The following is a 22,457-nucleotide window of genomic DNA, read 5'->3' as shown; positions in this document are numbered from 1 at the left end:
AAACGACGAAGCCGCAACCTTGGGGTTGCGGCTTTTTCATGCCTTGAACTTCACGCTGAACCCCTGTGGGAGCGGGCTTGCTCGCGAATGCGGTGTGTCAGATAAGTTTGTGCCGACTGACACACCGCATTCGCGAGCAAGCCCGCTCCCACAGGGGATTTGTGGTGTGTCAGGAGAGCTCGGTGCCTAGCACGACGCTAAGCGCACTGCGCGCATCATCCAGCTGCACCAGCGTTGCATGCCTTGCACCCAGCGCATCACGGTTCTCGATCGCCGTAAGAATCGCTTTGTGCCTCGGCAGCGCCAGTTCATGCAGATTCGGGCGCTGGTTGGAATGCTTCAACGCCTCGGCAATCGCCACCGAAAGCATGTTGCACAGGTTCGCCAGCAGATCGTTATGGGTCGCGTCGGCGATGCGGCTGTGGAAGTCCAGGTCCGGTTGCAGCAAGGCTTCCGGCGTCGGCGCTGATTCCATGCGTTGATAGGCCTCGCCGATGGCGGCGATGTCGGCCTCGGTCGCATGCTGGGCGGCGAGGGCGGCAGCGGCCGGTTCGATGATGCTGCGCACACTGGTCAGCACATTGAAGAATTCATTCTGCGGACTGCTTTGCATCAGCCAGTGCAGCACGTCCGGGTCGAGCATGTGCCATTCGCGACGGGCCTTGACCACCGTGCCGACGCGCGGTTTTGAATACACCAGCCCCTTGGCCACCAGCACCCGCGTGGCTTCGCGCAACACCGGCCGGCTCACCGCGTATTCCTCGCACAACAGCGCTTCGGCGGGCAGTTTGTCGTCGGGCAAAAAACGTCCGGAGACGATCTGCATGCCCAGTTCCTGGACAATGCGCGAGTGCATGCTTTTACGGTCGGAAGGTTTGCGGTAATCCATGGGGAACGGCGCGATCCTGAGCGATGGAGATGCCGCGCATCATAGCAGGCGTGCGGCGATCTTGAGGCTGATGCATAGCAAATGTAGGAGTGAGCCTGCTCGCGATGGCGGTGTGTCAGTTAGCATGCATACCAACTGGCGGACCGCTATCGCGAGCAGGCTCACTCCTACAGTAGATCTGTGGTGTCAGTGGGAATGACGCGGGACTTCCGCCCCTCGACAACCAACGAGGAAGTCGAAGTCACAGCCCTGATCCGCCTGCAGCACATGGTCGATGTACAGCTGACGATAGCCGCCGACCAGTAGCTGCTGCGGTGGCTGCAGATCTGCCATGCGCGCCGCCAGTTCGGCATCCGGAATATCCAGATGCAAACGCCCGCTGGCACAATCCAGCTCGATCCAGTCGCCTTCCTGCACCACCGCCAACGGCCCGCCGGCTGCCGCTTCCGGGGCGACGTGCAACACCACCGTGCCGTACGCGGTGCCGCTCATTCGCGCATCAGAAATGCGCACCATATCGGTCACACCCTGAGCCAGCAGCTTGGCCGGCAAGCCCATATTGCCGACCTCGGCCATGCCCGGATAACCCTTCGGCCCGCAGTTCTTCATCACCAGAATCGAGTCTTTATCGACGTCCAGTTCCGGATCATTGATCCGCGCCTTGTACATGTCGAAGTTCTCAAACACCACCGCACGGCCACGATGCTGCATCAGCTCAGGCGTAGCGGCGGACGGCTTGAGCACCGCACCCAGCGGCGCCAGATTACCGCGCAGCACACAGATACCGCCGTCAGCGCGGATCGGATTGTCGAGGGTACGGATCACTTCGTCCTCGCCATAAATCGGCGCGTCCTTGGTGTTCTCGCCTAGCGATTTACCATTAACGGTCAGCGCGTTCGGATTGGGGATCAGATTGGCCTCGCCGAGACGCCGCAGCACCGCCGGCAAGCCGCCAGCGTAATAAAACTCTTCCATCAGGAAACGCCCGGACGGTTGCAGGTCGACAATGGTCGGCATGCCGCGCCCGATACGCGTCCAGTCGTCCAGGTCCAGCTCGACACCGATGCGCCCGGCGATGGCTTTCAGGTGAATCACTGCGTTGGTCGAACCGCCAATAGCCGCGTTGACCCGAATGGCGTTTTCAAAGGCTTCCTTGGTCAGGATCTTCGACAGGCGCAAGTCTTCGCGCACCATCTCCACCGCACGCATGCCGGACATGTGCGCCAGCACATAACGCCGCGCATCCACCGCCGGAATCGCCGCGTTGTGCGGCAGGGACGTGCCCAGTGCTTCGGCCATGCAGGCCATGGTCGACGCGGTGCCCATGGTGTTGCAGGTACCCGCCGAGCGTGACATGCCGCCCTCGGCCGCGAGGAAGTCGTCAATGGTGATAGTGCCGGCCTTGACCTGCTCGCTGAGCTGCCAGACCACCGTGCCGGAGCCGATGTCCTTGCCCTTGTGTTTGCCGTTGAGCATCGGCCCGCCGGTGACGACGATCGCCGGCACATCGCAACTGGCCGCGCCCATCAGCAGCGCCGGGGTGGTCTTGTCGCAACCGGTCAGCAGCACCACGCCGTCAATCGGGTTGCCGCGAATCGCTTCTTCGACGTCCATGCTTGCCAGGTTGCGGGTGAGCATGGCGGTGGGGCGCAAGTTTGACTCGCCGTTGGAGAACACCGGGAATTCCACCGGAAAGCCACCGGCCTCGATCACCCCGCGTTTGACGTGCTCCGCAATCTGGCGGAAATGCGCGTTGCACGGGGTCAGTTCCGACCAGGTGTTGCAGATGCCGATGATCGGCTTGCCATGAAACTGGTGGTCGGCGATGCCCTGATTCTTCATCCAGCTGCGGTACATGAAGCCGTTCTTGTCGGCAGTGCCAAACCATTGGGCCGAGCGCAGGGTGGGTTTCTTCTCAGACATGATCGATTCTCTTATTGTAAGACTATTGTTTGCGAGTCACAGCTAAACATAAGCGCAAAATCGCCGCTTTGGAAGTGTTGTTGGGTAATTAGTATTACTATATAGTCGTTTTCGACGGAGGGATTGGCCCTGACGGTGTTCCGCGAGAGGCGTCCCCCGAGGTTCCATAAAAACAACAATCGGAGACCGATCCCATGAGCCAGGAACTGCGGCTTGTTCGCCGCATCACGCTGAAACTGATTCCCTTCCTGATCCTGCTGTACCTGATCGCCTATGTGGATCGCTCCGCCGTCGGCTTCGCCAAGCTGCACATGGGCGCCGACATCGGCATCGGTGACGCGGCCTACGGTCTCGGTGCCGGGCTGTTTTTCATCGGCTACTTTCTTCTCGAAATCCCCAGCAACCTGATGCTTGAGCGCTTCGGTGCGCGGCGCTGGTTTGCGCGGATCATGATCACCTGGGGCGCAATCACCATCGGCATGGCGTTCGTCCAGGGCCCGCACAGCTTCTACGTGATGCGCTTTCTGCTCGGCGCGGCGGAGGCGGGCTTCTTCCCCGGCGTTCTCTACTACATCACCCAATGGTTCCCGGTGCGCCATCGCGGCAAGATCCTTGGCCTGTTCATCCTCTCTCAACCGATCGCGATGATGATCACCGGCCCGGTGTCCGGTGGCTTGTTGGGCATGGACGGCATCCTCGGGCTGCACGGCTGGCAGTGGCTGTTCATCGTCATCGGCACCCCGGCGATCCTGCTGACCTGGCCGGTCCTGCGCTGGCTGCCCGATGGCCCGCAAAACGTGAAGTGGATGGATCAGGCCGAGAAAGACTGGCTGACCGGCGAGCTGAAAAAGGATCTGCAGGAATACGGCCAGACCCGTCACGGCAACCCGCTGCATGCACTCAAGGACAAGCGCGTGTTGCTGCTGGCGCTGTTTTACCTGCCGGTGACCCTGAGTATTTACGGTCTCGGCCTGTGGCTGCCGACGCTGATCAAACAGTTCGGCGGCAGCGATCTGGTGACCGGTTTCGTCTCGGCGGTGCCGTACATCTTTGGCATCGTCGGTCTGCTGATCGTGCCGCGCAGCTCCGACCGCATGAATGATCGCTACGGCCATCTGGCGGTGCTCTATGTACTGGGCGCGCTGGGCCTGTTCTTCAGCGCATGGCTGACCCTGCCGGTGGCGCAATTGGCGGCGCTGTGTCTGGTGGCGTTCGCGCTGTTTTCCTGCACGGCGGTGTTCTGGACCTTGCCCGGGCGATTCTTTGCCGGTGCGAGTGCGGCGGCGGGGATTGCGTTGATCAACTCGGTGGGCAACCTCGGCGGCTACATCGGGCCGTTCGTGATCGGGGCGTTGAAGGAATACACCGGGAATCTGGCTTCGGGGCTGTATTTCCTCAGTGGGGTGATGGTGTTCGGTTTGATTCTTACCGGAATCGTCTACCGCGTGCTTGAGCGCAAACACGTGCTACCGGTCGAGCAGTTCGCCGCCAGTGCACGCGGTGCCACCCGAACCTGAATCTGCAGAACAACATGGAACCCATGTGGGAGCGGGCTTGCTCGCGAATGCGGTGGGTCAGCCACCATCATCGCTGAATGACACACCGCTTTCGCGAGCAAGCCCGCTCCCACAATGGATCGGCGCCGAACTCAAGACTGGTTTACAGGAGAGGACATATGCATCTGGTTCAATTCGAATTGATTAACGGCGAGCGCCGCGTCGGCGTGGTCGACAACGGGCTGATCCGCGAAGTGCAGGACGCCCGCAGCGTACGCGATCTCGCGCTGGCCGCGATTGAGGCCGGCGGCACCCTGGAGCAGCAAGTACAAACCCACGGCCTGGGCATCAGTCATGACTATGCGCAGTTGCTCAAAGACCGACGCATCCTGCCGCCGCTGGATCACCCGGACCCGGCGCACCTGCTGGTCAGCGGCACCGGCCTGACGCATTTGGGCAGCGCCTCGGCGCGGGACAAGATGCACCAGCAGGCCGGCGACGAAGCGCAAATGACTGACACCATGCGCATCTTCAAATGGGGCGTGGAGGGCGGCAAACCGGCGGCGGGGCAGGCGGGCGTGCAGCCGGAATGGTTCTACAAGGGCGACGGCAGCATCGTCGTGCGTCCGGGCGAGGCGTTCCCGTTGCCACCGTTTGCCGAGGATGCCGGCGAGGAACCGGAGATGGCCGGGCTCTACGTCATCGGCCACGACGGCAAACCGTATCGCCTCGGTTTCGCGGTGGGCAACGAGTTCTCCGACCACGTCATGGAGCGCAAGAATTACCTGTACCTGGCCCACTCGAAACTGCGCAGTTGCAGCTACGGCCCGGAACTGCGCACCGGTGAGTTGCCGCAGCATCTGGCTGGCACCAGCCGCATCCTGCGTAACGGCGAAGTGCTGTGGCAAAACGAATTTCTCAGCGGCGAAGCCAACATGTGCCACAGCCTCGCCAACCTCGAATACCACCATTTCAAATACCGCCAGTTCCTGCGTCCCGGCGACGTGCACATCCACTTTTTCGGCACCGCGACCCTGTCGTTCGCCGATGGCATTCGCACCCAACCCGGCGACCGGTTTGAAATCAGCCAGGCCGAATTCGGCGCACCGCTGGTCAACGGTATCGCCCCGGCAGCAGCGGCTTTTCAACCGGACAGCATCGGCACCCTTTAAGGAGCTCCCATGACTCAGATTCTCGGTCACAACTACATCGGCGGACAGCGCAGCGCAGCAGGCGATGTCAAACTGCAAAGCGTCGACGCGACTACTGGCGAACAGCTGCCGTACGATTTCATTCAAGCGACTGAAGCCGAAGTCGATGCCGCCGCCAAAGCCGCCGCCGCAGCGTACCCGGCCTATCGCAGCCTCAGCGCCGAACGTCGCGCGCAATTTCTCGACGCGATTGCCGATGAACTGGATGCCTTGGGTGATGAGTTCGTCGCGCTGGTCTGCCGCGAAACCGCGCTGCCTGCGGGGCGGATTCAGGGCGAGCGCGGGCGCACCAGCGGCCAGATGCGCCTGTTCGCCAAAGTCCTGCGGCGCGGTGATTTCTACGGCGCGCGAATCGATTTGCCATTGCCGGATCGCCAGCCGTTGCCACGCCCGGATCTGCGCCAATACCGCATCGGTCTCGGCCCGGTGGCCGTGTTCGGTGCGAGCAACTTTCCGTTGGCGTTCTCCACGGCCGGTGGCGATACCGCAGCGGCGCTGGCCGCCGGCTGCCCGGTGGTGTTCAAGGCCCACAGCGGCCACATGGCAACCGCTGAACTTGTTGCCGATGCACTGATTCGTGCCGCCGAAAAAACCGCGATGCCGGCAGGCGTTTTCAACATGATCTACGGCGGTGGCGTTGGCGAATGGCTGGTCAAGCATCCGGCGATCCAGGCAGTGGGTTTTACCGGTTCGCTCAAGGGCGGTCGGGCACTGTGCGACATGGCAGCGGCGCGGCCGCAACCGATCCCGGTGTTCGCCGAGATGTCGAGCATCAACCCGGTGATCGTTCTGCCTCAAGCCTTGGCTGAGCGCTCGGAAACCATTGCCCGCGACCTGACCGCTTCGGTGGTGCAGGGCTGCGGCCAGTTCTGCACCAATCCGGGTTTGGTCATTGGTATCCGCTCGCCGCAGTTCAGCGCCTTCGTCCAGCAAGTCGCCGGGCTGATTGGCGACCAACCGGCGCAGACCATGCTCAACGCCGGCACCCTCGGCAGCTATGGCAAAGGCTTGCAGAAGCTCTTGGCGCATTCCGGGATCGAGCACTTGGCGGGCCAGCCGCAGCAGGGTAATCAGGCGCAGCCGCAACTGTTCAAGGCAGACGTCAGCCTGTTGATCAACGGCGATGAAGTGCTGCAGGAAGAAGTGTTCGGCCCGACCACGGTGATCGTCGAAGTAGCGGACAAGGCGCAACTGAGCGCGGCATTGCACGGCCTGCACGGGCAACTGACGGCGACCATTATCGGCGAGCAGGCCGACTTCGAACGCTTCCCGGAACTGACGCCGCTGCTCGAACAGAAAGTCGGACGGATCCTGCTCAATGGCTATCCGACGGGTGTGGAAGTGTGTGATTCGATGGTGCATGGCGGGCCGTATCCGGCGACATCGGATGCGCGCGGAACGTCGGTGGGGACGCTGGCGATTGATCGCTTCCTGCGCCCGGTGTGCTTCCAGAACTACCCCGACAGCTTGCTGCCGGAACCGCTGAAGAATGGCAATCCGTTGCGCATTCAGCGGCTGGTGGATGGCAAGCCCTCGCGCGACGCGTTGTAACTGACAGCCGATATCCCTGTGGGAGCGAGCCTGCTCGCGAATGCATTCTTTCAGTCAGCCTTTCATGGCCTGACACACCGCATTCGCGAGCAGGCTCGCTCCCACAAGGGTTCCCATAAGGCCTCTGGATCACATTGAGCTATCATTGGCCCTTTCCCCCCTAAGAAAGACTGTTTGCCATGACTGCCCAAACCCTTCTCAACGCCCTCGAACACTGCGGCATGGTCGAAATCGATGGCTTGCATGCCTTCGAATTCGCCCTCGACGAAGACGACAACCTGCACATCGAATGTATCGATGGCCGCACGGCCAAGCATTGGGAGTTCACCCCGGCGCAGGTTACGGCTGCGACGTTTGACGAAGATCTGCAGAGCTGGCTGATCATTGGCTACGCCAGCGACACCAAGACCACCGGCGAGCACCGTTTGGTCTGCGTCGGCGACGTAGTCAGCAGCAGCGACGACGAGGAAGATGATCAATGAACATGCGTAAATTCTGGCCACTGCTGATGGCCGGCAGCGTCGGTGCGATGGGCCTGTCCAGTGCCAGCGCCGAGACCTATCAATTGCTGGTGGGCTCCTACACTGCCGGCACCAGCCAGGGTATCTATCGAATGAATTTCGATAGCGCCACCGGGCAGATTGCCGCCCAGCCACTGCAAGTGGTGAAGAGCGAAAACCCGTCGTGGCTGACCCTGTCCAAAGACCAGAAGCAACTGTTCGTGGTCAACGAAAACGGCCCCGGCCAGAAAGATCCGGTCGGCCGCGTCAGCAGCTACTCGATCGATTCGAAGACCCACGCCCTGACCCTGATCAATCAAGTGCAGAGCCTGGGCAACGAGCCGACCCATTCGAGCCTCAGCGGCGATGCCAGCCATCTGTTCGTCAGCAACTATTCGGTGGTCGAAGATCCGGGCGGCACCCTCGCGGTGTTGCCGGTCGGCGCCGATGGCAAACTCAAACCGGTGGTGCAGATGAGTGCGCACCCGGCGAGCCGGGTCAACCCCGAGCGTCAGGCCTCGAACCACGTGCACTCGACGGTGTCCTCGCCGGATGGTCGCTATGTGTTCTCCAACGACCTCGGGGCGGACAAGGTTTTCATCTACCAGTTCGACCCGAAGGCCAACCCGGACCTGCCACTGACCCCGGCGAAAACCGCTTCGGTGAGCCTGCCGGCCGGCAGCGGCCCGCGTCATCTGCTGTTCAGTGCCGACGGCAAGCATGCCTGGCTGACTATGGAAATGAGCGCACAGGTCGCGGTGTTCGACTACCACGACGGCGTGCTGACCCAGACGCAACTGGTCGATCTGGCCGCCGGTCAGCCGACCTCGGACAAAGCCGCCGCGGCGCTGCATGCCTCGGCCGATGGCAAGTTCCTCTACGTCAGCAACCGTGGCACCGCCAATCAACTGCTGGTATTCAGCATCGATCCGGCCACCGGTCAGCTCAAAGAGCTGCAAAAGCGTTCGGTAGAAGGCGATCACCCGCGTGAGTTCAGCCTTGATCCGAGTGGCAAGTTCCTGCTGATCGCCAACCAGAAGAGCAACGAAATTGTCGTCGTCGAGCGCGATGCCAAGACCGGTCTGCTCGGAAAAACCGTGCAAAAACTGCCAATGGACGCCCCGAGCGATCTGAAGTTTCTAGTGCGACAATAAGCCACAGGCACCGGTTTACGGGGCCTGTCTCGTTGTATTAATCGCGCTGATATCCGGTAATGCTACAAAGCATTTCAAGCGATCAACCCTCGAGCGTTAAGTTTGCTTCACGGCCCAACCGGGCAAAGCAAGCCAACCGAACACGAGGGTTACCGCCATGAACTTCAATCTCTTCTCGATCATCGCCGCGTCCGCCATCTCCGCCACCGTCGCATTGCCAGCCAGTGCCAACGCTGAAATCAGCAGCAAAAAATCCCACACCCAGAGCTATACCCAGAAATATCTGCAACAGAGCGCCAACTTCTACGCCGCGCTGGATCACAAAGCCCAACACTGAAATGCCCGCTTCGAACAACTCCCTGTAGGAGCTGCCGAAGCCTGCGATCTTTTGATCTTGTTTTTAAAAAGCAAAATCAACAGATCGCAGGCTTCGGCAGCTCCTACACGTGTGCGTGTGTTTTTCGCAGCCTGATAGGTTTCTTGAACCGCGCAAATAGACCGGCTAAATAATCAACCAAGCTGATGTTTACTATGGCAAACCCTGAGTGGTTAGCGCGGCTTTTTTGATCGATCCTGACGGCACTGAAACATGCCCACGGAGCACATCATGGCCAGTTCAATCATTACCTCAGCCAAGCGCGGCGCCTATCTGGCCATCGGTCTTTACCTGGCCCTGGTGCTGTTTGTCAGCATCGCCGCGCAAACCCAACACAGCTTCGACGCACCGATCCAGGTCGCACACCCCGGCATCCAGTTCGAACACCGCGCAGACGTGCTGGTTGATCGCGCTGAACTCGCAGGAGTGGGCGGCGCATGAAAGGCTACAGACTCTGGGTCATCGCCAGCCTGGCACTGATGACCAATGGCGCGGCGTTACTCGGCTTTGGCCAAGGCTCGGTGGGTGCGCTGGCGCGGGCCATAGAGGTCAATCACAGCATTGCGCACAACATCGAACGGGCCAACTCCCAAGGGTTGCTGGCCGGCAATCCGCCAATCAAGGCTGAGGTCGATTTTCTCGGGCCGTTTGAAGTGGATTGCATGGCACTAGGCATGTGCAACGCCTTGGCTTAGACAACCCGATCATTGTGGTGAGGGGATTCATCCTCGATGGGCCGCGAAGCGGCCCCAGACCCGGCGAACCGGATTATTCTGATACACCGAGGTGTCTGATTTCAGGGCAGCTTCGCCGCCCATCGGGGATGAATCCCCTCGCCACAAGGAGTTCGGTACCAGGAGTTCGGGTTACTTCTTCATGATCGCCGTGAACAGCTCGGACTCAAGAAAACCTTGCAACCACGCTTGCAACCGCACATAAGGCGTCTGCGCAAACCACTCGCGATCCACATGCGCAAACTGCCGAACGAACGGCAGCAACGCGATATCCGCGAGACACGGATGATCACTCAGCAAATAATCCCGACCTTCAAGCAACCCATCCAGCCGCTGCAAAAACAACGCCCCCTCAGCGCGATAAACCTCCATCGGCTGCTCGGGATAACGCTCGGCATATTTATAGCGGTTCAGATGCAGCTTGAATGCCTGATCGTTGGCTTCGATCAACTCGGCAATCCGTGAATCACCGCCCAGCAACCAGTTGTCAGGATCATTCTGTGCCAACGCCCAGCGCATGATCTCCAGGCTCTCATCGATCACCCGACCCGCCGCATCCAGCACCGGCACCGTGCCTTTGGGCGAGATCGCCAGCATCGCGGCCGGTTTGGCCTTGAGGCTGACTTCGACAATCTCCACCGGCACCCCCGAATAACGCAGGGCCATTCGCGCGCGCATCGCGTACGGGCAGCGGCGGAACGAATACAGCGTGTTCATTTCACCTCCAGTGTGCTCAAGCCGTTGCCTTGGCGCTGCACCTGAATCTGCACCGGAATGCGTTCGTGCATTTCCTGCACGTGGGAAATCACCGCGACTTTGCGTCCCTGCGCCTGCAAACCGTCGAGGGCATCCATCGCCAGTTGCAGCGACTCCGGATCGAGGCTGCCGAAGCCTTCGTCGATGAACAGCGATTCGATTTTCAGCGTGCTTGAGGCCATCGATGCCAGCCCCAGTGCAAGGGCCAGCGACACCAGGAAAGTCTCGCCGCCGGACAGCGAATGCACCGAGCGCAATTCGTCGCCCATCTCGGTATCCATCACCAGCAGGCCGAGCATGCTGCCACCGCGTTTCAGGCGATAGCGCTTAACCAGTTGGCGCAACTGCACGTTGGCGTGATGTACCAGCAGGTCGAGGTTGTAGGCCTGGGCGATCTTGCGGAAGGTGTCGCCGGTGGCCGAGCCGATCAACGCATTCAAACGCGCCCAGCGCTGGTACTCGGCATAGGCGTCGGCAATCTGCTGCGCGAGTGCCTGATTGGCGTTTTTCCGGCGCTGATCTTCGGCCTGTTCGGCGCGCAGTTCGGCGCACTGTTGCTCGCTGAGGTTGAACTGGTTTTGCAGATCAGCGAGGGCGCTGGCGAGTTGTTCGGCATCGAGATTGCCGTTGTGCTGCGCCTGATGATCGGCCAGACGCTGATCACGTTCCTGCAGCAGCACCTTGGCCTGTTCGATGGCTTTTTCGTTGTGCTGCAAGCGCTGGCGCAGTTCACTGAGCTGCGTGTCATCGATGCGCAACAAGTCTTCGAGGCCGCCGTCATCCAGTTCAGGATGGCGTGCGCGCCAGTCGGCAATCTTCTGCGTCAGTTCGTCGACTTCGCTTTGCAGCGCCTGCAAGCGTTCTTGCTGAGCCTTGAGTTCGGCGCCAATCTGCACCCGTTGCGTGCGCACGTTCTGCAGTTCCGCAGCGGTGCCGGTTTCGGCGTTGCGCGCCTGATCCACAGCCTGTTCCAGTTGCTGCTGCCAGTGTTCGGCGCTGCTGTGTTTGCCCAGCAGTTGCGCGAGTTTTTCCTGACTGGCTTGTTGCTGCTCGGCCAGTGCACTGAATTGCTGCTCGGCGCTTTGCAATTGCTGTACGCGGCTGAGCTGGCGATCCTGTTCCTTCTCCAACGTTTGCTGGCGTTGCTGCTGTTCGGCCAACTCTTCTTTCTGCTGATCAACCTGCGCCAGGCGCTCGGCAATCTGCCGATCCAGCTGCATGAAGGTCGCCGCCGGCTCGACGCGCAAGGCTTCGAGGGTGTCGGCAGGCAGCAGGCTGGCGAACGCAGTGAGCTCTTCGTCGAGGCGCTGACGGTCGCTGCTCAGTTCGCGTTGTTGGTTGCTCAGGTGCTGCGCCGCTTGCTGATGCGCGGTTTCGGCATTGCGCAGTTGCTGGGTCAGACGCGCCGCGTCCTGTTGCAGGGTGAGCAGGGCGCTCTGGCGTTGTTCGTCCTGAGTGATGCTCTGGTTCAGTTGATCGTTCTGCCGGGTCAGCCAGGCGTCACGTTTGTCGGCGTCCTGGTTCAGTAACTGAGCGGACAGCGGATGGGCGTCGAGGCTCGGCGCTAGTGCCTGTTGCTGCGCGACCAGTTGTTCCTGTTGTTGCAGCAGCTCCTTTTGTTGAGCGATCACGCCACCGACTTCGGCGCGCAGTTCGATGAGCTTTTCCTTGAGCTGATCGACCACTTGCTGGGCGTTGGCCTGTTCGCTTTCATCATGACGGCCGAGGCTTTGCAGCAGCGCTTCCGGCTGATGATACGGATGCTCGTTGCTGCCGCAGACCGGGCAGGGCTGGTCGTCCTGCAACTGCGCGCGCAACTCCTCGACACTGGCGCTGCGGGCCAGACGCTGGCGCTCGAGCAGTTCACGGGTGACGTTGAGGGTTTGTTCGGCGACGGTCAGCTCGGCCTTGGTTTTCACCCCGTCCTGGGTCAGACGTTCACGTTCCTGCTGTGCATCGAGCAGGCGCTGTTGCAGCTCGGAACCGCGTTTTTCCAGTTCCTGCTGACTGGCCCAGAGCCGTGCCAGGTCTTCGATGGCGCGCAGTTGTTTACGGTTGTCCTGCAACAGATTGCCGAGGATACCGATCTGCTCGGCGACGGCATCCGGCTCGGCGCCGGCCTCTTTGAACAGCACTTCCAGTTGCTGTTTCTGCGTGGCCAACGCGTCGGCGCTGTGCGCGGCATTCTGTTCGAGGGTCGCCAGTTCGGCCTGACCTTTATTCAGGCGATTGCCGATCAGCATCAGCTGTTGCAGGCGATCGCGATAGGCATTCCACGCATCGCTGAGCGGTGCCAGATCGGCACTCTGCTCCAGCTCGGCGGCGATTTTCTGCAAGCGTTCAGCGACTTCGGCCTGTTTCGCCTGCAACGCTTGAATCGCGCTCTGGCCTTCGGTGCAGGCTTGCTCGGCGGATTGCCGGGCCTCGGCGCTGAGTGCGGTGTCCTTGGCGAGGCGGGCGAGGGTGCTTTGCTCATCGAAGGCCTGACGCAGCAGCGGGGCACTTTCGCTGTGCCGCTGCTGCGCTTCGCTCAGGGCGATTTTCGCCGCATCCAGCGCTTGTTCCAGTTGCGTCTGGCGTTCTTTGAGCTCGCCGTGCTGCTGAGTGTGCGCGGCGATCTGTGCCGCCAGCGGCGTCAGTTGCGCATCCAGTTCAGTCTTGCGCGCGAACTGGTGGCGTTGCGGCGCGAGTTGCTCCAGGCGCGTCAGTTTCAGGCGTTCACCCGCCAGACCTTCCCACTGTTGCTGCGCACTGTGCAGTTGCTCGGCGGCGGCTTGCTGCGCGTCCTGCAACTGGTGCAAATCCTTGAGCCAGCTGTGCTGTTGTTCCAGTTGCTTGAGCTGGGCCTGCTGCAACTTCAACTGTTGCTGGGCAGCGTTGAAACGCTCATCCAGTTCGGCCCGGGCTTCGGGGGCCAGCGGGGTGACGCCGGTGGCTTGATCCTGCAACAACTTGTGCGCTTCGCGGGCCTCTTTGGTCTTGTCGAAGGCGCGGCGGCCAAGACGAGTGTAGAGCGCGGTGTCGGTGAGTTTTTCCAGCAGTTCGCTGCGGTCGTTGTCGTCGGCCTTGAGAAATGCGCTGAACTCACTCTGGGCCAGCAGCACGGCACGGGTGAACTGTTCGAAGTTCAGACCGAGCGCGGCTTCGAGCTGGGTCTTGTATTCGCCTTTCTGGCTGGCGAGCAGTTGATCCTGATCGATGTCGCGCAGGCTCTGCCGGCTGGCCTGCAACTTGCCGCCGGCCTTCTCCCGGGCACGGTTGGCTTCCCAGCGCGCACGGTAACGGCGGCCATCGACGCCGACGAAATCCACTTCCGCATAACCTTCACCGGTACCACGGCGCAGCAAGGTGCGCGGGTCGCCGGTGGCGATTTCGCCGTCCGCATCCGGAACCTTGGCGTCACGGCCAGTGTTGTTCAGGCGCGGCACGGCGCCGAACAGCGCCAGACACAGCGCGTCGAGCAGGGTACTTTTACCGGCGCCGGTCGGCCCGGTGATCGCGAACAGGCCAGCACTGGCCAGCGGTTCGGCAGTGAAATCAATCTCGAACGGGCCTGCCAGCGAAGCAAGGTTCTTCAAGCGAATGGCGAGAATCTTCATGGCTGCTCGCCCTCCAGTTGTACGTCCTGCAGCAGTTCGGCGAAGTCCTTGAGCGTCTGCTCATCGACCTCATTGCCGTAGTTGTCGAGCCAGGCGCGGCTGAACAGCTCCTGCGGAGTGAGTTGATCCAGTTCGACCAGTGCGCTGCCCTCATCGCTGCCCTCAGCGCCACGGTTGCCGGCGTACTCGGCGGCGATCCGTACCAGGCGCACGGCTTTGCCTTGCAGGGCGTTTTCCACCTGATGGCGCAGATCCGGCTGTGGCTCGTCGAGGGTCACCCGCACCTCCAGCCATGGCTGGCGCTGGGTTTCGGCGAGCAGATCGATGTTCGGCAGGTCAGCCAGTTGCAGCAGAATCTCCGCCAGTGGCGCCGGGCCGATGCGTTGCAGGTTGACCGACCTTGGAATCAGTTTTGGTTCGACACTGACCAGGGTTTCGCCGTCGAGGGTGACGTCGAGAATCTGGTGCTGATAACCGATCTCCGAGAACGACAACGGAATCGGCGAACCGCTGTAGCGAATGCGTTCTTCATCGTTGACCTTCTGCGGCTTGTGCAAATGGCCGAGGGCGACGTAGCTGATGCTCGGCCCGAACAGGCTGGCGGGCAGCGCTTCGGCGTTACCGATGATCAGGCTGCGCTCGGAGTCTTCCGAGACCGAGCCGCCAGCCATGTGCGCGTGGCTGATGGCGACCAGCGCCTGACCCGGCTGGCGCTTGGCATTCGCCGCTTCGATCAGCCATTCATGCACCTGACCGATACCGCGCAGATAGTTGTCGCCCAGATGCGCACCGGTCACCTCGGCTGGACGCAGGAATGGCAGCGCCAGGCACCACGCGGCGATTTCGCCTTGGGCATTCGGCAGTGGCAGCAACAGCCGTTCGGCGTCGAGCTGGCCGTCATCCAGCCACAACACCCGCCCCAGCGCATGGGTGCGCAAACGGCGCATCAACGGCGCGGGCAGTTCGATGCGCGAGCCGGAATCGTGGTTGCCGGCAATCATCACGATGGTCAGCAACGGCTGCTGCTCGTGGGCGCTGACGATGAAGTCGTAGAGGCGTTCCTGGGCTTTGACCGGCGGATTGACCGTGTCAAAGATGTCACCGGCAATCAGCAGCACATCCGGCTGCGCCAATTGCAGTTGGCGCAGCAGCCATTCGAGAAAGCACGCATGCTCGAAATCGCGCTCCTGGCCGTGCAGGTTTTGCCCAAGGTGCCAGTCGGAGGTGTGGAACAGACGCAAGGTGGACTCCGCTACAGAATTAGGTGATGGCCGCGGGGGAAATGATGGGCGGCTAAAGAGGGGGGAGTTTACAGATTATTGGGGAGTGAGGGCTTGTCTGGGTAGGTCGAGGCTGGGCATTTCGATGATGCCAGACAGCGGTTATCGGGTGTTTGGCCATTATATTGATATCATTTGCGGCGAGTGCGGTACGGATGGCGCCGAGGAAACTCCGCCTTTGCCCAGTCCAGGGGGGGTAGAAAGTGATCACTGAAGATATAAAGATCGTCGAGGAAATTTTCCAGGAAGTCGAAGTCGGTATCGTCTATGGCTATGACGCTTTCCGCTACGGTGTTGAACTGGGAGAGGGCTACATAGAAACGGAATTGGCCGTCGAAAAAGATGGAGTTGAGGACTGGAATGCCGAAACCGACATAAACGACGCGAAAATTCTCCGTCTGGTGGACCAGTTACAGGCAGCCGCCGTCAGCCGCGGTGAACCATGGAAGTCATTTGTCCTGTCTTATCGCGAAGGCGAACAAGTGAAAATCAAATTCGACTACTGATTTCAGCGTCTGATTGAGGCGGGGACCGATGACGAGGAACTGAAAGCCATTCAGTCACTAATGAGAATTCGGTCTGTCGGGTCCCGAATAATGAAAGACCCTATACGCAGGAAATCGAGTGATTACTGAAGACTTTGAAATCGTCAAAGCAATTTTTCAGCTGGTTGAAGGCGGAATTGTTCACGGTTATGACGCCTTTCGATACAGCGTCGAGTGGGGGGGCAACTATATGGATGCAGACCTCGCCGTTGAAAAAAATGGTTCAGAAATCTGGGACGCTGAGACTGATTTCAACCATTCGAAAATCTATGCGCTTGTAGAAAAATTACACGCGAATGCAGTCGCTCGCGGCGAGCCATGGATATCCTTTGTCCTGTCCTATCGCGAAGGCGGGCAAGTGACAACGAAATTCAACCATTGATTTGATAAAAAACGTGATCTGTCCCGGTTTTATTGCCAGGAAATGATAGGCCGCTAAAGAGTGGAGTGTCTGCTGGCAAATTAAAGACTTGAAAATCAAAAGATCGCAGCCTGCGGCAGCTCCTACAGGGAATAAATGTCCACTCTGTAGGAGCTGCCGCAGGCTGCGATCTTTTGCTGTTTACTTCGGATAAAGCGGCGGCAACCCGCTGTCACCCACCGGGTCCTGCACCCGCTCCGCCGCCGGAATGGTACGAATCGCCCGCCACAAATCCTCACCCTGCCAATGCTGCCCCGTCTCGCTGTACAGCGCGCCATTGAGCCCATCCAGCGCGTCCGACAACGGCACAAACCGCGCCGCCATATCCGCCAGTGTCTCCGGCTGCTGCCGCGCCCACGCATCGAGTGCCTGCCGGGTCGCTTGCGGATCATTCGCCTGGCACGCCCGTTTGATGTCGTCCAGCAAAGTGCGCGGGCTTGGGCCGGTTTGGGCGGCGCGGTGCACCGCCGGTTGCCAGCGCGCACGCCACCACAGGCCGAAGCCGAGCAGGGTGGTGCAGGCGAGGATCAGGGTGCTGAGTTTCCACCACCACAACACATCGTTATCGACGACGCTCGGTTGCAGAGTGCCGGCCGGGGTGTCGACCAGCAGGCTCGGGTTGTTCGCTACTTGCAGGGTGCGCGCCGGCAGGCTGGTGTGTTCCAGATGGTCTTCAAAGGTGTTCCACCAGATCACGTCGACGGTCGGCAACTCGATCGCACCGCTGCGGCTGGGCACCAGCGCTTCGCGTTCTTCACGGCTGCCGATCAGGCCGCGCTCGCCGCTCTGGTTGCTCAGCACCGGTTGATCCGGGTAACGGCGCAGGCCGTTGGCCTCGGTGGCGGGCAGGGCCGGCAGTTGCGAACTGGCCAGGCCTTCGGCTTTTAAAGTCAGGCTGCGGGTCAGGGAGTCGCCGACCTGAAGGTGATCCGGCTCCGGGTTCCAGCTTTCGCTCAGGCTCAGGCTTCGTGCGGGCAGCCATGGCGCATCGGCGGGGTAGGTCAGGGGTTTCGGTTTGACCGTCAGCGGAATCTCTGAGGAGCTGACGTGCAGCAGCTTGCCCGGTTTCGGGCCTTGCGCGGTCGCGTCCTGGGCGGGCTGGGTATCGACCAGCGTGGCACTGAACGTCTGCGGGGCGATGGTCAGCAAACCGCTGTGCTGCGGGTAGATCGCATAGCGCATCTCGATCACGCCATGGCGCACGCCGTTGATGTCTTTCTCGTAAGTGCGGGTGTCGCCCAGTTGCTCGATGCGTGCATCGGCGATCTGCAGCGGGGTCAGGCTGCTGTCGTCGTACAGCGACACCGAGTGGTAAATGCGCAGGGTCAGGATCGCCTGGGCCTGCACGTAAACGCTGGGCTGGTCGAGGCTGGCCTCGATGAACACCGGGTCCAGGTTGTTTTTCTCTTCGCGGATGTCGCTCTCGATTACTTGCACGGTGATCGGCTGGCTCTGCACCTCGCCCAGTTGCAGCGGCGGAATGACCACACTGCCGTTCTCTTTCGGCAGCAGGGTGATGATCCAGCGCGTGGTCGCACGGTTGTCGCCATTGAGGGTGTTCAACTGGTTGACCTGACGTGTGCCGCGCACCTCGAACAACGGTTCCAGCGGCGTCAGGTCCGGTTTGCCGAACTGCGTGACATCATCCGTTTCGAGGGTGAGTTCGACCGTCTCGCCGGAGTTCAGGCGACTGCGATCCACGCTGGCCGTCAGCTCGGCCGCCTGGGCGGTGGCCGTGCAGAGCAGCAGGGGCAGCAAGAGAGCGGTGAAACGGGTCATCGAGTTTTTTCCTGATCCTGATGTTGTTGCTGTTCGTACCAGAATTTGCGTCGCAGCAGTTCGCCCGGGTCGTCGGGAATCTTGCCCAGCCATTGTTCCAGTGCCTGACGCTGCTCGCCTTCGAGGTTGTCTTCGCTCGGGCGCAGCGTTGGCACGGTGTCGGTTACTTCCGCGTCATCGCTGCCCGGCACTTCGTTGGGGCCTGGCTGCGGCGGGGTGGTCGGTGGCGGTTCGCTGGCCGACTCGCCGGGCTGCGCCTCGCTCGGGGTGTCACTTTTCACCGCGGGTGGCGGCGTGGTCGCTGGCGGTGGTTCATCGCCGGGCACATTTGGCTGAGCCGGTTGCGGTTGTGGCTCGGCTGGCGGCGGAGTGTTCTTCTGCTTGAGCAGATTTTCCACCAAGGCCTTGTTGGTCAGCGCCGGACGCAAGTCCGGTTGCAGTTCCAGTGCTTGCTCATAGGCATCGATGGCTGCTTCCAGCTCACCACTTTTCGCCAGCGCATTACCGCGATTGTAGTGGGCGCGGGCATCGCTGCCTTCGGCGAAACGCTGAGCGGCGCCACTGTAATCGCCGGCCTCGTACAACGCCACCCCTTGCCACTGATGATCTTCGAAGTGTTCGGCAGCCTCGGCCGGGCGTTTCTGCTTGAGCAAGTGCAGGCCCTGTTGGTCGGGGCGCAGCCATAGGTCCTCGAAGTCAAAAGCGTAGCTCGGCTGCGGCAGGCACAGCAGCAAGGGCAGGCAAAACAACCAGCCACGTCGTCCGGCGCAGGCGGCGAGCAGCAATAGTGGCAACAACAGCCAGTAACCCTGATCGGCCCAGGTGTCGAGGCGCACGGTCTGGCCATCGTCGCGCAGGCTGCGCGGGCCATCGAGCAGGCCGAGGGCGCGCAAATCGGACTCGTCCAGTCGCGCGCTGTGGTACTCGCCGCCGACGCTGGCGAGGAATGCGCCAAGGCCCGGGCTGTCGAGTTGCGGCACGCGAATCGCGCCCTGTTCGTCCTTGAGGAAACTGCCGTCCTCCTGAGCGATCGGCGCGCCTTCAGCGGTGCCGATGCCGAGCATCAGCAGTTGCGCCGATTGCTCGCCGAGGGCGCGGCGGATGCCTTGGCGTTCTTCTTCGGTCAGCGAGGAGCCGATCAGCAGAATCCGTCCCTGGCCCAGCGCGCCCTGCTTGAGCAAGGCCAGTGCCTTGCTCACGCCGAGATCAGCGCGATGGCCGCTTTCCGGCATCAGCGATGGCTTGAGGGCGTCGAGCAGATTGTGGCTGGTCGCCAGGTCATCCGACAGCGGCACCAGCGTGTGCGCGCTGCCGGCGTAGACGACGATCGCGGTCTGCGCGTCGCTGCGTACCTGCAACAGGTCGAACAGCTTGCGCCGGGCCTGTTCCAGTCGCGTTGGCGGTGAATCGGTGGCGAGCATTTCCGGGGTCAGCTCCAGAACGACGACCAGCGGGTCGGCAGGTTTCTGGCTGGTCTGTTCGACGCGCTCCCAACTGGGCCCGAGCAGGGCGACGATGGTCAGCAGCCACGCCACGCCAAGGGCCACCCACGGCAGCTTGCTGGCGCGGCCATTGCCGCCGCTGAGCAGCGTCGCGTGGAACGCCGGCGGCAGGATCATCTGCCAGCGTCCAGCACGTTTCTGCCGGTGCCAGAGTTGCCAGATCAGCCAGCCGAGCAGCGGCAGGAGCAGCAGCCACCAGGGGCGGAACCAGTGCGGCCAGAGCGCGATCATCGACGCCTCCGCAGACGCAGGCGCTTGAGACGCTCGCGCCAGTCAGGCAACGGACTCTGCAGATAAAGCTCCTTGGTAAACAGGCGTTGCAGCGGGTTGTCCGGCCACAATTCGCGGGCGACCAGCAACAGGCTCAGCAGCAGGGCAAAGGCCAGCGGCCACTGATACAAGGCTTGCGCCGGGCGTGCCTGGGTTGGTTGCTGGGTCACCGGTTCGAGTTGATCGAGGGTGTCCCGGATCGCTTGCAGCTCTTTGCCGTCGCGGGCGCGGAAGTACTGGCCGCCAGTGGCATTGGCGATGGCTTTGAGGGCCGGTTCGTCAAGGTCCAGGCTCGGATTGACCCCGAGCAGGCCGGTGCTGCCACTGTCTTCGGGGTCGGCGCCGATGCCGATCGGGTAGATTTTCACCCCTTCGCTGGCGGCCAGTTTCGCTGCGGTCAGCGGATCGATTTCGCCGCCGTTGTTGGCGCCGTCGGTGACCAGAATCAATACCCGGCTTTGTGCCGGACGCATGCGCAGGCGCTTCAACGCCAGACCGATCGCATCGCCGATGGCGGTGTTCTTGCCGGCGATGCCAATGCGCGCTTCATCGAGCCAGACGCGCACGGTGTGCCGGTCAAACGTCAGCGGTGCCTGCAGATAGGCCTGACTGCCGAACAGGATCAGACCGACGCGGTCGCCATCACGGCTTTCAAGGAAATCCCCGAGCAGATGCTGGACCAGCGACAAGCGACTGACGTCTTCGTCCTGCCACTGCATGTCGGGGAAATCCATCGAGCCGGACACGTCCACCGCCACCAGCAGATCGCGGCCGCTGGCGGCGATCGGCAACGGTTCGCCGAGCCATTGCGGGCGGGCGGCGGCGCTCAGCAGCAACAGCCACAGCAGCAGGAACGGTGCTTGCTGGCGCCACGCCGGCAGGTTGGCGCGGGCCCGGCGCCGCGCCAGGCCTTCGAGGTCGGAGAGGAAACTCACGCGCAGCGCCGGCTCGCCGCTGTCGGCCACCGGCAACACCAGACGCATCAGCCACGGCAGCGGCAGCAGCACGAAGATCCACGGCCAGGCGAACTCAAACATGCTTGCGAATCCAGGTGTCGACGGCTTGGGTCAGGCCGGCGATAGCCTTGTCGTCGAGTTTGCATTCGGGTTTGTAGGCGCCTTCAACCAGCACCATCCAGCGCGTCAGGCCGGCAGCCGGGCAACGGTTGTCGAGAAACGCCAGCCATTTGCGGCCATTGAGCGTGTGGCTCTGGCTGTAGGGGTAGTGGTTGCGGCACAGGCGTTTGAGCAGGCCGTTGAGCTGCTGCAGCCAGGCCCCGGCCGGTGCGCCGTCGTAGGGTTTGGGCATCTGGGCCAGTTCGGCCAGTGCGGCGATCCGCACGGGGTCGAGCGGTTGTTCAGCGCGCACGATCGAGCGTTTCCTGGTCGGAATGATCCTGCGCAAACGCCACACGGCAAAGCCCAGCAACGGCAGCAATAACAGCAGCAGCCACCAGCCCGGCGCCGGTGGCCAGAAGTCGATCGGCGGCGGGGAAATCAGCGGTTGCAGTTGTTCGAGGCCGTTCATCGAGTGCTCCCCGGACGCTGCGGATTGAGGAACTCGCGCATTTGCTCGACCATTTCGCTTTGCGTGCTCAGCGGCATCAGCAGCACCCGCAGCTTTTGCGCGAGCAGTTCCCAGCGGGCGATGCGTGCTTCGGCTTGTGCGCGATAGGTCTGGCGCAGCTCGAAATTGAGGGTGTCGAGTTCCAGTTGTGCACCTCTTTCCGCGAACCGCAACAGCCCGGCGGCGGGCAGGGCGTGGTCCAGTGGATCGGACAGCGGCAACAACAACAGATCGCAATGCCGCGATAGCAGGCTCAGTTGCTGCTCGGCGCTGTCGGACAGCGCGCGCTCGTCGCAGATCACGATCACCAGACTGCCTGGACGCAACACCTCACGCGCCCGGCGCAGCGCCACGCCGAGGGCGTCGCGATCCGGCTCGCGTTCGCTGTGCAGCGACTGATTGACCTTGACCAGGCGGTTGAGCAATTGCAGCAGGCTCTGCTTGCTGCGGCGCGGTTTGATTTCGTAATGCTCGTTGTCGCCGAACACCAGCCCGCCGACCCGGTCGTTGTGGCCCAGTGCGGCCCAGCCGATCAGCGCCGCCGCTTGCGCCGCGAGCACCGACTTGAACATCAGCCCGGAGCCGAAAAACAGCCGGGTGCTTTGCTCGACCATGATGAAAATCGGCCGCTCGCGTTCTTCATGGAACAGCTTGGTGTGCGGCTCCTGGGTGCGCGCGGTCACGCGCCAGTCGATGGTGCGCACGTCGTCGCCGGCCTGATAGACCCGCACCTGATCGAAGTCGACCCCGCGCCCGCGGAATTTCGAGTGATGCAGGCCGATCAGCGGGCTGCGCTGGCTCGGCGTGGAAAACAGCTGCACTTCGCGCACACGGTGGCGCATCTCGATCAGGTCGGTGAGGCTGATGCGGATGCCCGGTTCGGACGGCAGGGGGGCGTTCATGGG

20 protein-coding genes are annotated in these 22,457 nt (G+C 61.9%); 10 read left to right on the top strand and 10 right to left on the bottom strand.

Annotated elements, in window-relative coordinates; translation table 11 throughout:
* Positions 1-169 precede the first annotated feature (169 nt).
* Both ACM6I7_RS08140 and ACM6I7_RS08135 read right to left on the bottom strand, forming a co-directional pair.
* Positions 170-889 (bottom strand): FadR/GntR family transcriptional regulator, encoded by a 720-nt coding sequence (locus tag ACM6I7_RS08140; protein WP_027613080.1) that lies wholly within the window; start codon positions 887-889, stop codon positions 170-172.
* A gap of 186 nt (positions 890-1,075) precedes the next feature.
* A complete protein-coding gene (locus ACM6I7_RS08135; RefSeq protein WP_027613081.1) occupies positions 1,076-2,812 on the bottom strand; it encodes an IlvD/Edd family dehydratase in 1,737 nt (578 codons plus the stop codon).
* Positions 2,813-3,006: 194 nt separating this feature from the next.
* Here ACM6I7_RS08135 and ACM6I7_RS08130 point away from each other — a divergent pair, with 194 nt between their 5' ends.
* The 8 genes from ACM6I7_RS08130 (at position 3,007) to ACM6I7_RS08095 (ending at position 9,795) form a co-directional block, all read left to right on the top strand.
* On the top strand, positions 3,007-4,329 hold the full coding sequence (locus ACM6I7_RS08130) for an MFS transporter (protein ID WP_007968618.1): 1,323 nt from the start codon (positions 3,007-3,009) through the stop codon (positions 4,327-4,329).
* Positions 4,330-4,487: 158 nt separating this feature from the next.
* Positions 4,488-5,480: an AraD1 family protein gene (gene araD1 / locus ACM6I7_RS08125; protein WP_098964274.1), complete on the top strand. Its 993-nt coding sequence runs from the start codon at positions 4,488-4,490 to the stop codon at positions 5,478-5,480.
* 9 nt (positions 5,481-5,489) lie between these two features.
* On the top strand, positions 5,490-7,070 hold the full coding sequence (locus ACM6I7_RS08120; RefSeq protein WP_414888319.1) for an aldehyde dehydrogenase (NADP(+)): 1,581 nt from the start codon (positions 5,490-5,492) through the stop codon (positions 7,068-7,070).
* Positions 7,071-7,249: 179 nt separating this feature from the next.
* Positions 7,250-7,552, top strand: coding sequence for a DUF5629 family protein (locus ACM6I7_RS08115; RefSeq protein ID WP_098964272.1), 303 nt, complete (start codon positions 7,250-7,252; stop codon positions 7,550-7,552).
* Positions 7,549-8,724, top strand: a complete 1,176-nt coding sequence (locus ACM6I7_RS08110) for a lactonase family protein (protein WP_414888318.1) — start codon at positions 7,549-7,551, stop codon at positions 8,722-8,724. The genes ACM6I7_RS08115 and ACM6I7_RS08110 overlap by 4 nt, the downstream gene beginning before the upstream one ends.
* A 157-nt stretch (positions 8,725-8,881) precedes the next feature.
* Positions 8,882-9,061: a hypothetical protein gene (locus tag ACM6I7_RS08105; protein ID WP_097087152.1), complete on the top strand. Its 180-nt coding sequence runs from the start codon at positions 8,882-8,884 to the stop codon at positions 9,059-9,061.
* A gap of 270 nt (positions 9,062-9,331) precedes the next feature.
* A complete protein-coding gene (locus ACM6I7_RS08100) occupies positions 9,332-9,541 on the top strand; it encodes a hypothetical protein (RefSeq protein WP_027613086.1) in 210 nt (69 codons plus the stop codon).
* Positions 9,538-9,795 carry a hypothetical protein gene (locus ACM6I7_RS08095; RefSeq protein WP_097087153.1) on the top strand — a complete coding sequence of 86 codons (258 nt, stop codon included), beginning with the start codon at positions 9,538-9,540 and terminating at the stop codon, positions 9,793-9,795. The genes ACM6I7_RS08100 and ACM6I7_RS08095 overlap by 4 nt, the downstream gene beginning before the upstream one ends.
* Before the next feature lie 171 nt (positions 9,796-9,966).
* Here the strand turns inward: ACM6I7_RS08095 and ACM6I7_RS08090 are convergent, their stop codons facing one another.
* Genes ACM6I7_RS08090 through ACM6I7_RS08080 form a run of 3 tightly spaced genes read right to left on the bottom strand, consistent with a single transcriptional unit; the run spans position 9,967 to position 15,430 of the window.
* Positions 9,967-10,551, bottom strand: a complete 585-nt coding sequence (locus tag ACM6I7_RS08090; protein ID WP_414888317.1) for a glutathione S-transferase — start codon at positions 10,549-10,551, stop codon at positions 9,967-9,969.
* Positions 10,548-14,189 (bottom strand): AAA family ATPase, encoded by a 3,642-nt coding sequence (locus ACM6I7_RS08085; RefSeq protein ID WP_414888316.1) that lies wholly within the window; start codon positions 14,187-14,189, stop codon positions 10,548-10,550. The genes ACM6I7_RS08090 and ACM6I7_RS08085 overlap by 4 nt, the downstream gene beginning before the upstream one ends.
* Positions 14,186-15,430, bottom strand: coding sequence for an exonuclease SbcCD subunit D C-terminal domain-containing protein (locus tag ACM6I7_RS08080; protein WP_414888315.1), 1,245 nt, complete (start codon positions 15,428-15,430; stop codon positions 14,186-14,188). Before ACM6I7_RS08080 ends, ACM6I7_RS08085 begins: the two co-directional genes overlap by 4 nt.
* Before the next feature lie 242 nt (positions 15,431-15,672).
* Here ACM6I7_RS08080 and ACM6I7_RS08075 point away from each other — a divergent pair, with 242 nt between their 5' ends.
* Together ACM6I7_RS08075 and ACM6I7_RS08070 are read left to right on the top strand one after the other, a co-directional pair.
* Positions 15,673-15,975 carry a hypothetical protein gene (locus tag ACM6I7_RS08075; protein ID WP_047598412.1) on the top strand — a complete coding sequence of 101 codons (303 nt, stop codon included), beginning with the start codon at positions 15,673-15,675 and terminating at the stop codon, positions 15,973-15,975.
* Between the two features lie 118 nt (positions 15,976-16,093).
* Positions 16,094-16,396, top strand: a complete 303-nt coding sequence (locus ACM6I7_RS08070; protein ID WP_414888314.1) for a hypothetical protein — start codon at positions 16,094-16,096, stop codon at positions 16,394-16,396.
* Positions 16,397-16,576: 180 nt separating this feature from the next.
* On the opposite strand, the gene ACM6I7_RS08065 is transcribed toward ACM6I7_RS08070, so the two are convergent.
* The 5 genes from ACM6I7_RS08065 to ACM6I7_RS08045 are packed head-to-tail and all read right to left on the bottom strand — an operon-like array spanning position 16,577 to position 22,454.
* On the bottom strand, positions 16,577-18,214 hold the full coding sequence (locus tag ACM6I7_RS08065) for a BatD family protein (protein ID WP_414888313.1): 1,638 nt from the start codon (positions 18,212-18,214) through the stop codon (positions 16,577-16,579).
* The gene (locus ACM6I7_RS08060) at positions 18,211-19,947 is read right to left on the bottom strand and encodes a tetratricopeptide repeat protein (protein ID WP_414888312.1); all 1,737 of its coding nucleotides are present in this window, start codon (positions 19,945-19,947) and stop codon (positions 18,211-18,213) included. Before ACM6I7_RS08060 ends, ACM6I7_RS08065 begins: the two co-directional genes overlap by 4 nt.
* Positions 19,944-21,023 carry a vWA domain-containing protein gene (locus ACM6I7_RS08055; RefSeq protein WP_247269011.1) on the bottom strand — a complete coding sequence of 360 codons (1,080 nt, stop codon included), beginning with the start codon at positions 21,021-21,023 and terminating at the stop codon, positions 19,944-19,946. The genes ACM6I7_RS08060 and ACM6I7_RS08055 overlap by 4 nt, the downstream gene beginning before the upstream one ends.
* Positions 21,016-21,513 (bottom strand): DUF4381 domain-containing protein, encoded by a 498-nt coding sequence (locus ACM6I7_RS08050; protein WP_414888311.1) that lies wholly within the window; start codon positions 21,511-21,513, stop codon positions 21,016-21,018. The genes ACM6I7_RS08055 and ACM6I7_RS08050 overlap by 8 nt, the downstream gene beginning before the upstream one ends.
* Positions 21,510-22,454, bottom strand: a complete 945-nt coding sequence (locus ACM6I7_RS08045; protein WP_414888310.1) for a DUF58 domain-containing protein — start codon at positions 22,452-22,454, stop codon at positions 21,510-21,512. Before ACM6I7_RS08045 ends, ACM6I7_RS08050 begins: the two co-directional genes overlap by 4 nt.
* Positions 22,455-22,457 lie beyond the last annotated feature (3 nt).

This window comes from Pseudomonas sp. IT-93MI4 (assembly GCF_949767635.1).
Classification (GTDB): domain Bacteria; phylum Pseudomonadota; class Gammaproteobacteria; order Pseudomonadales; family Pseudomonadaceae; genus Aquipseudomonas; species Aquipseudomonas putida_A.
This window is presented reverse-complemented; position numbering and strand designations above follow the sequence as displayed.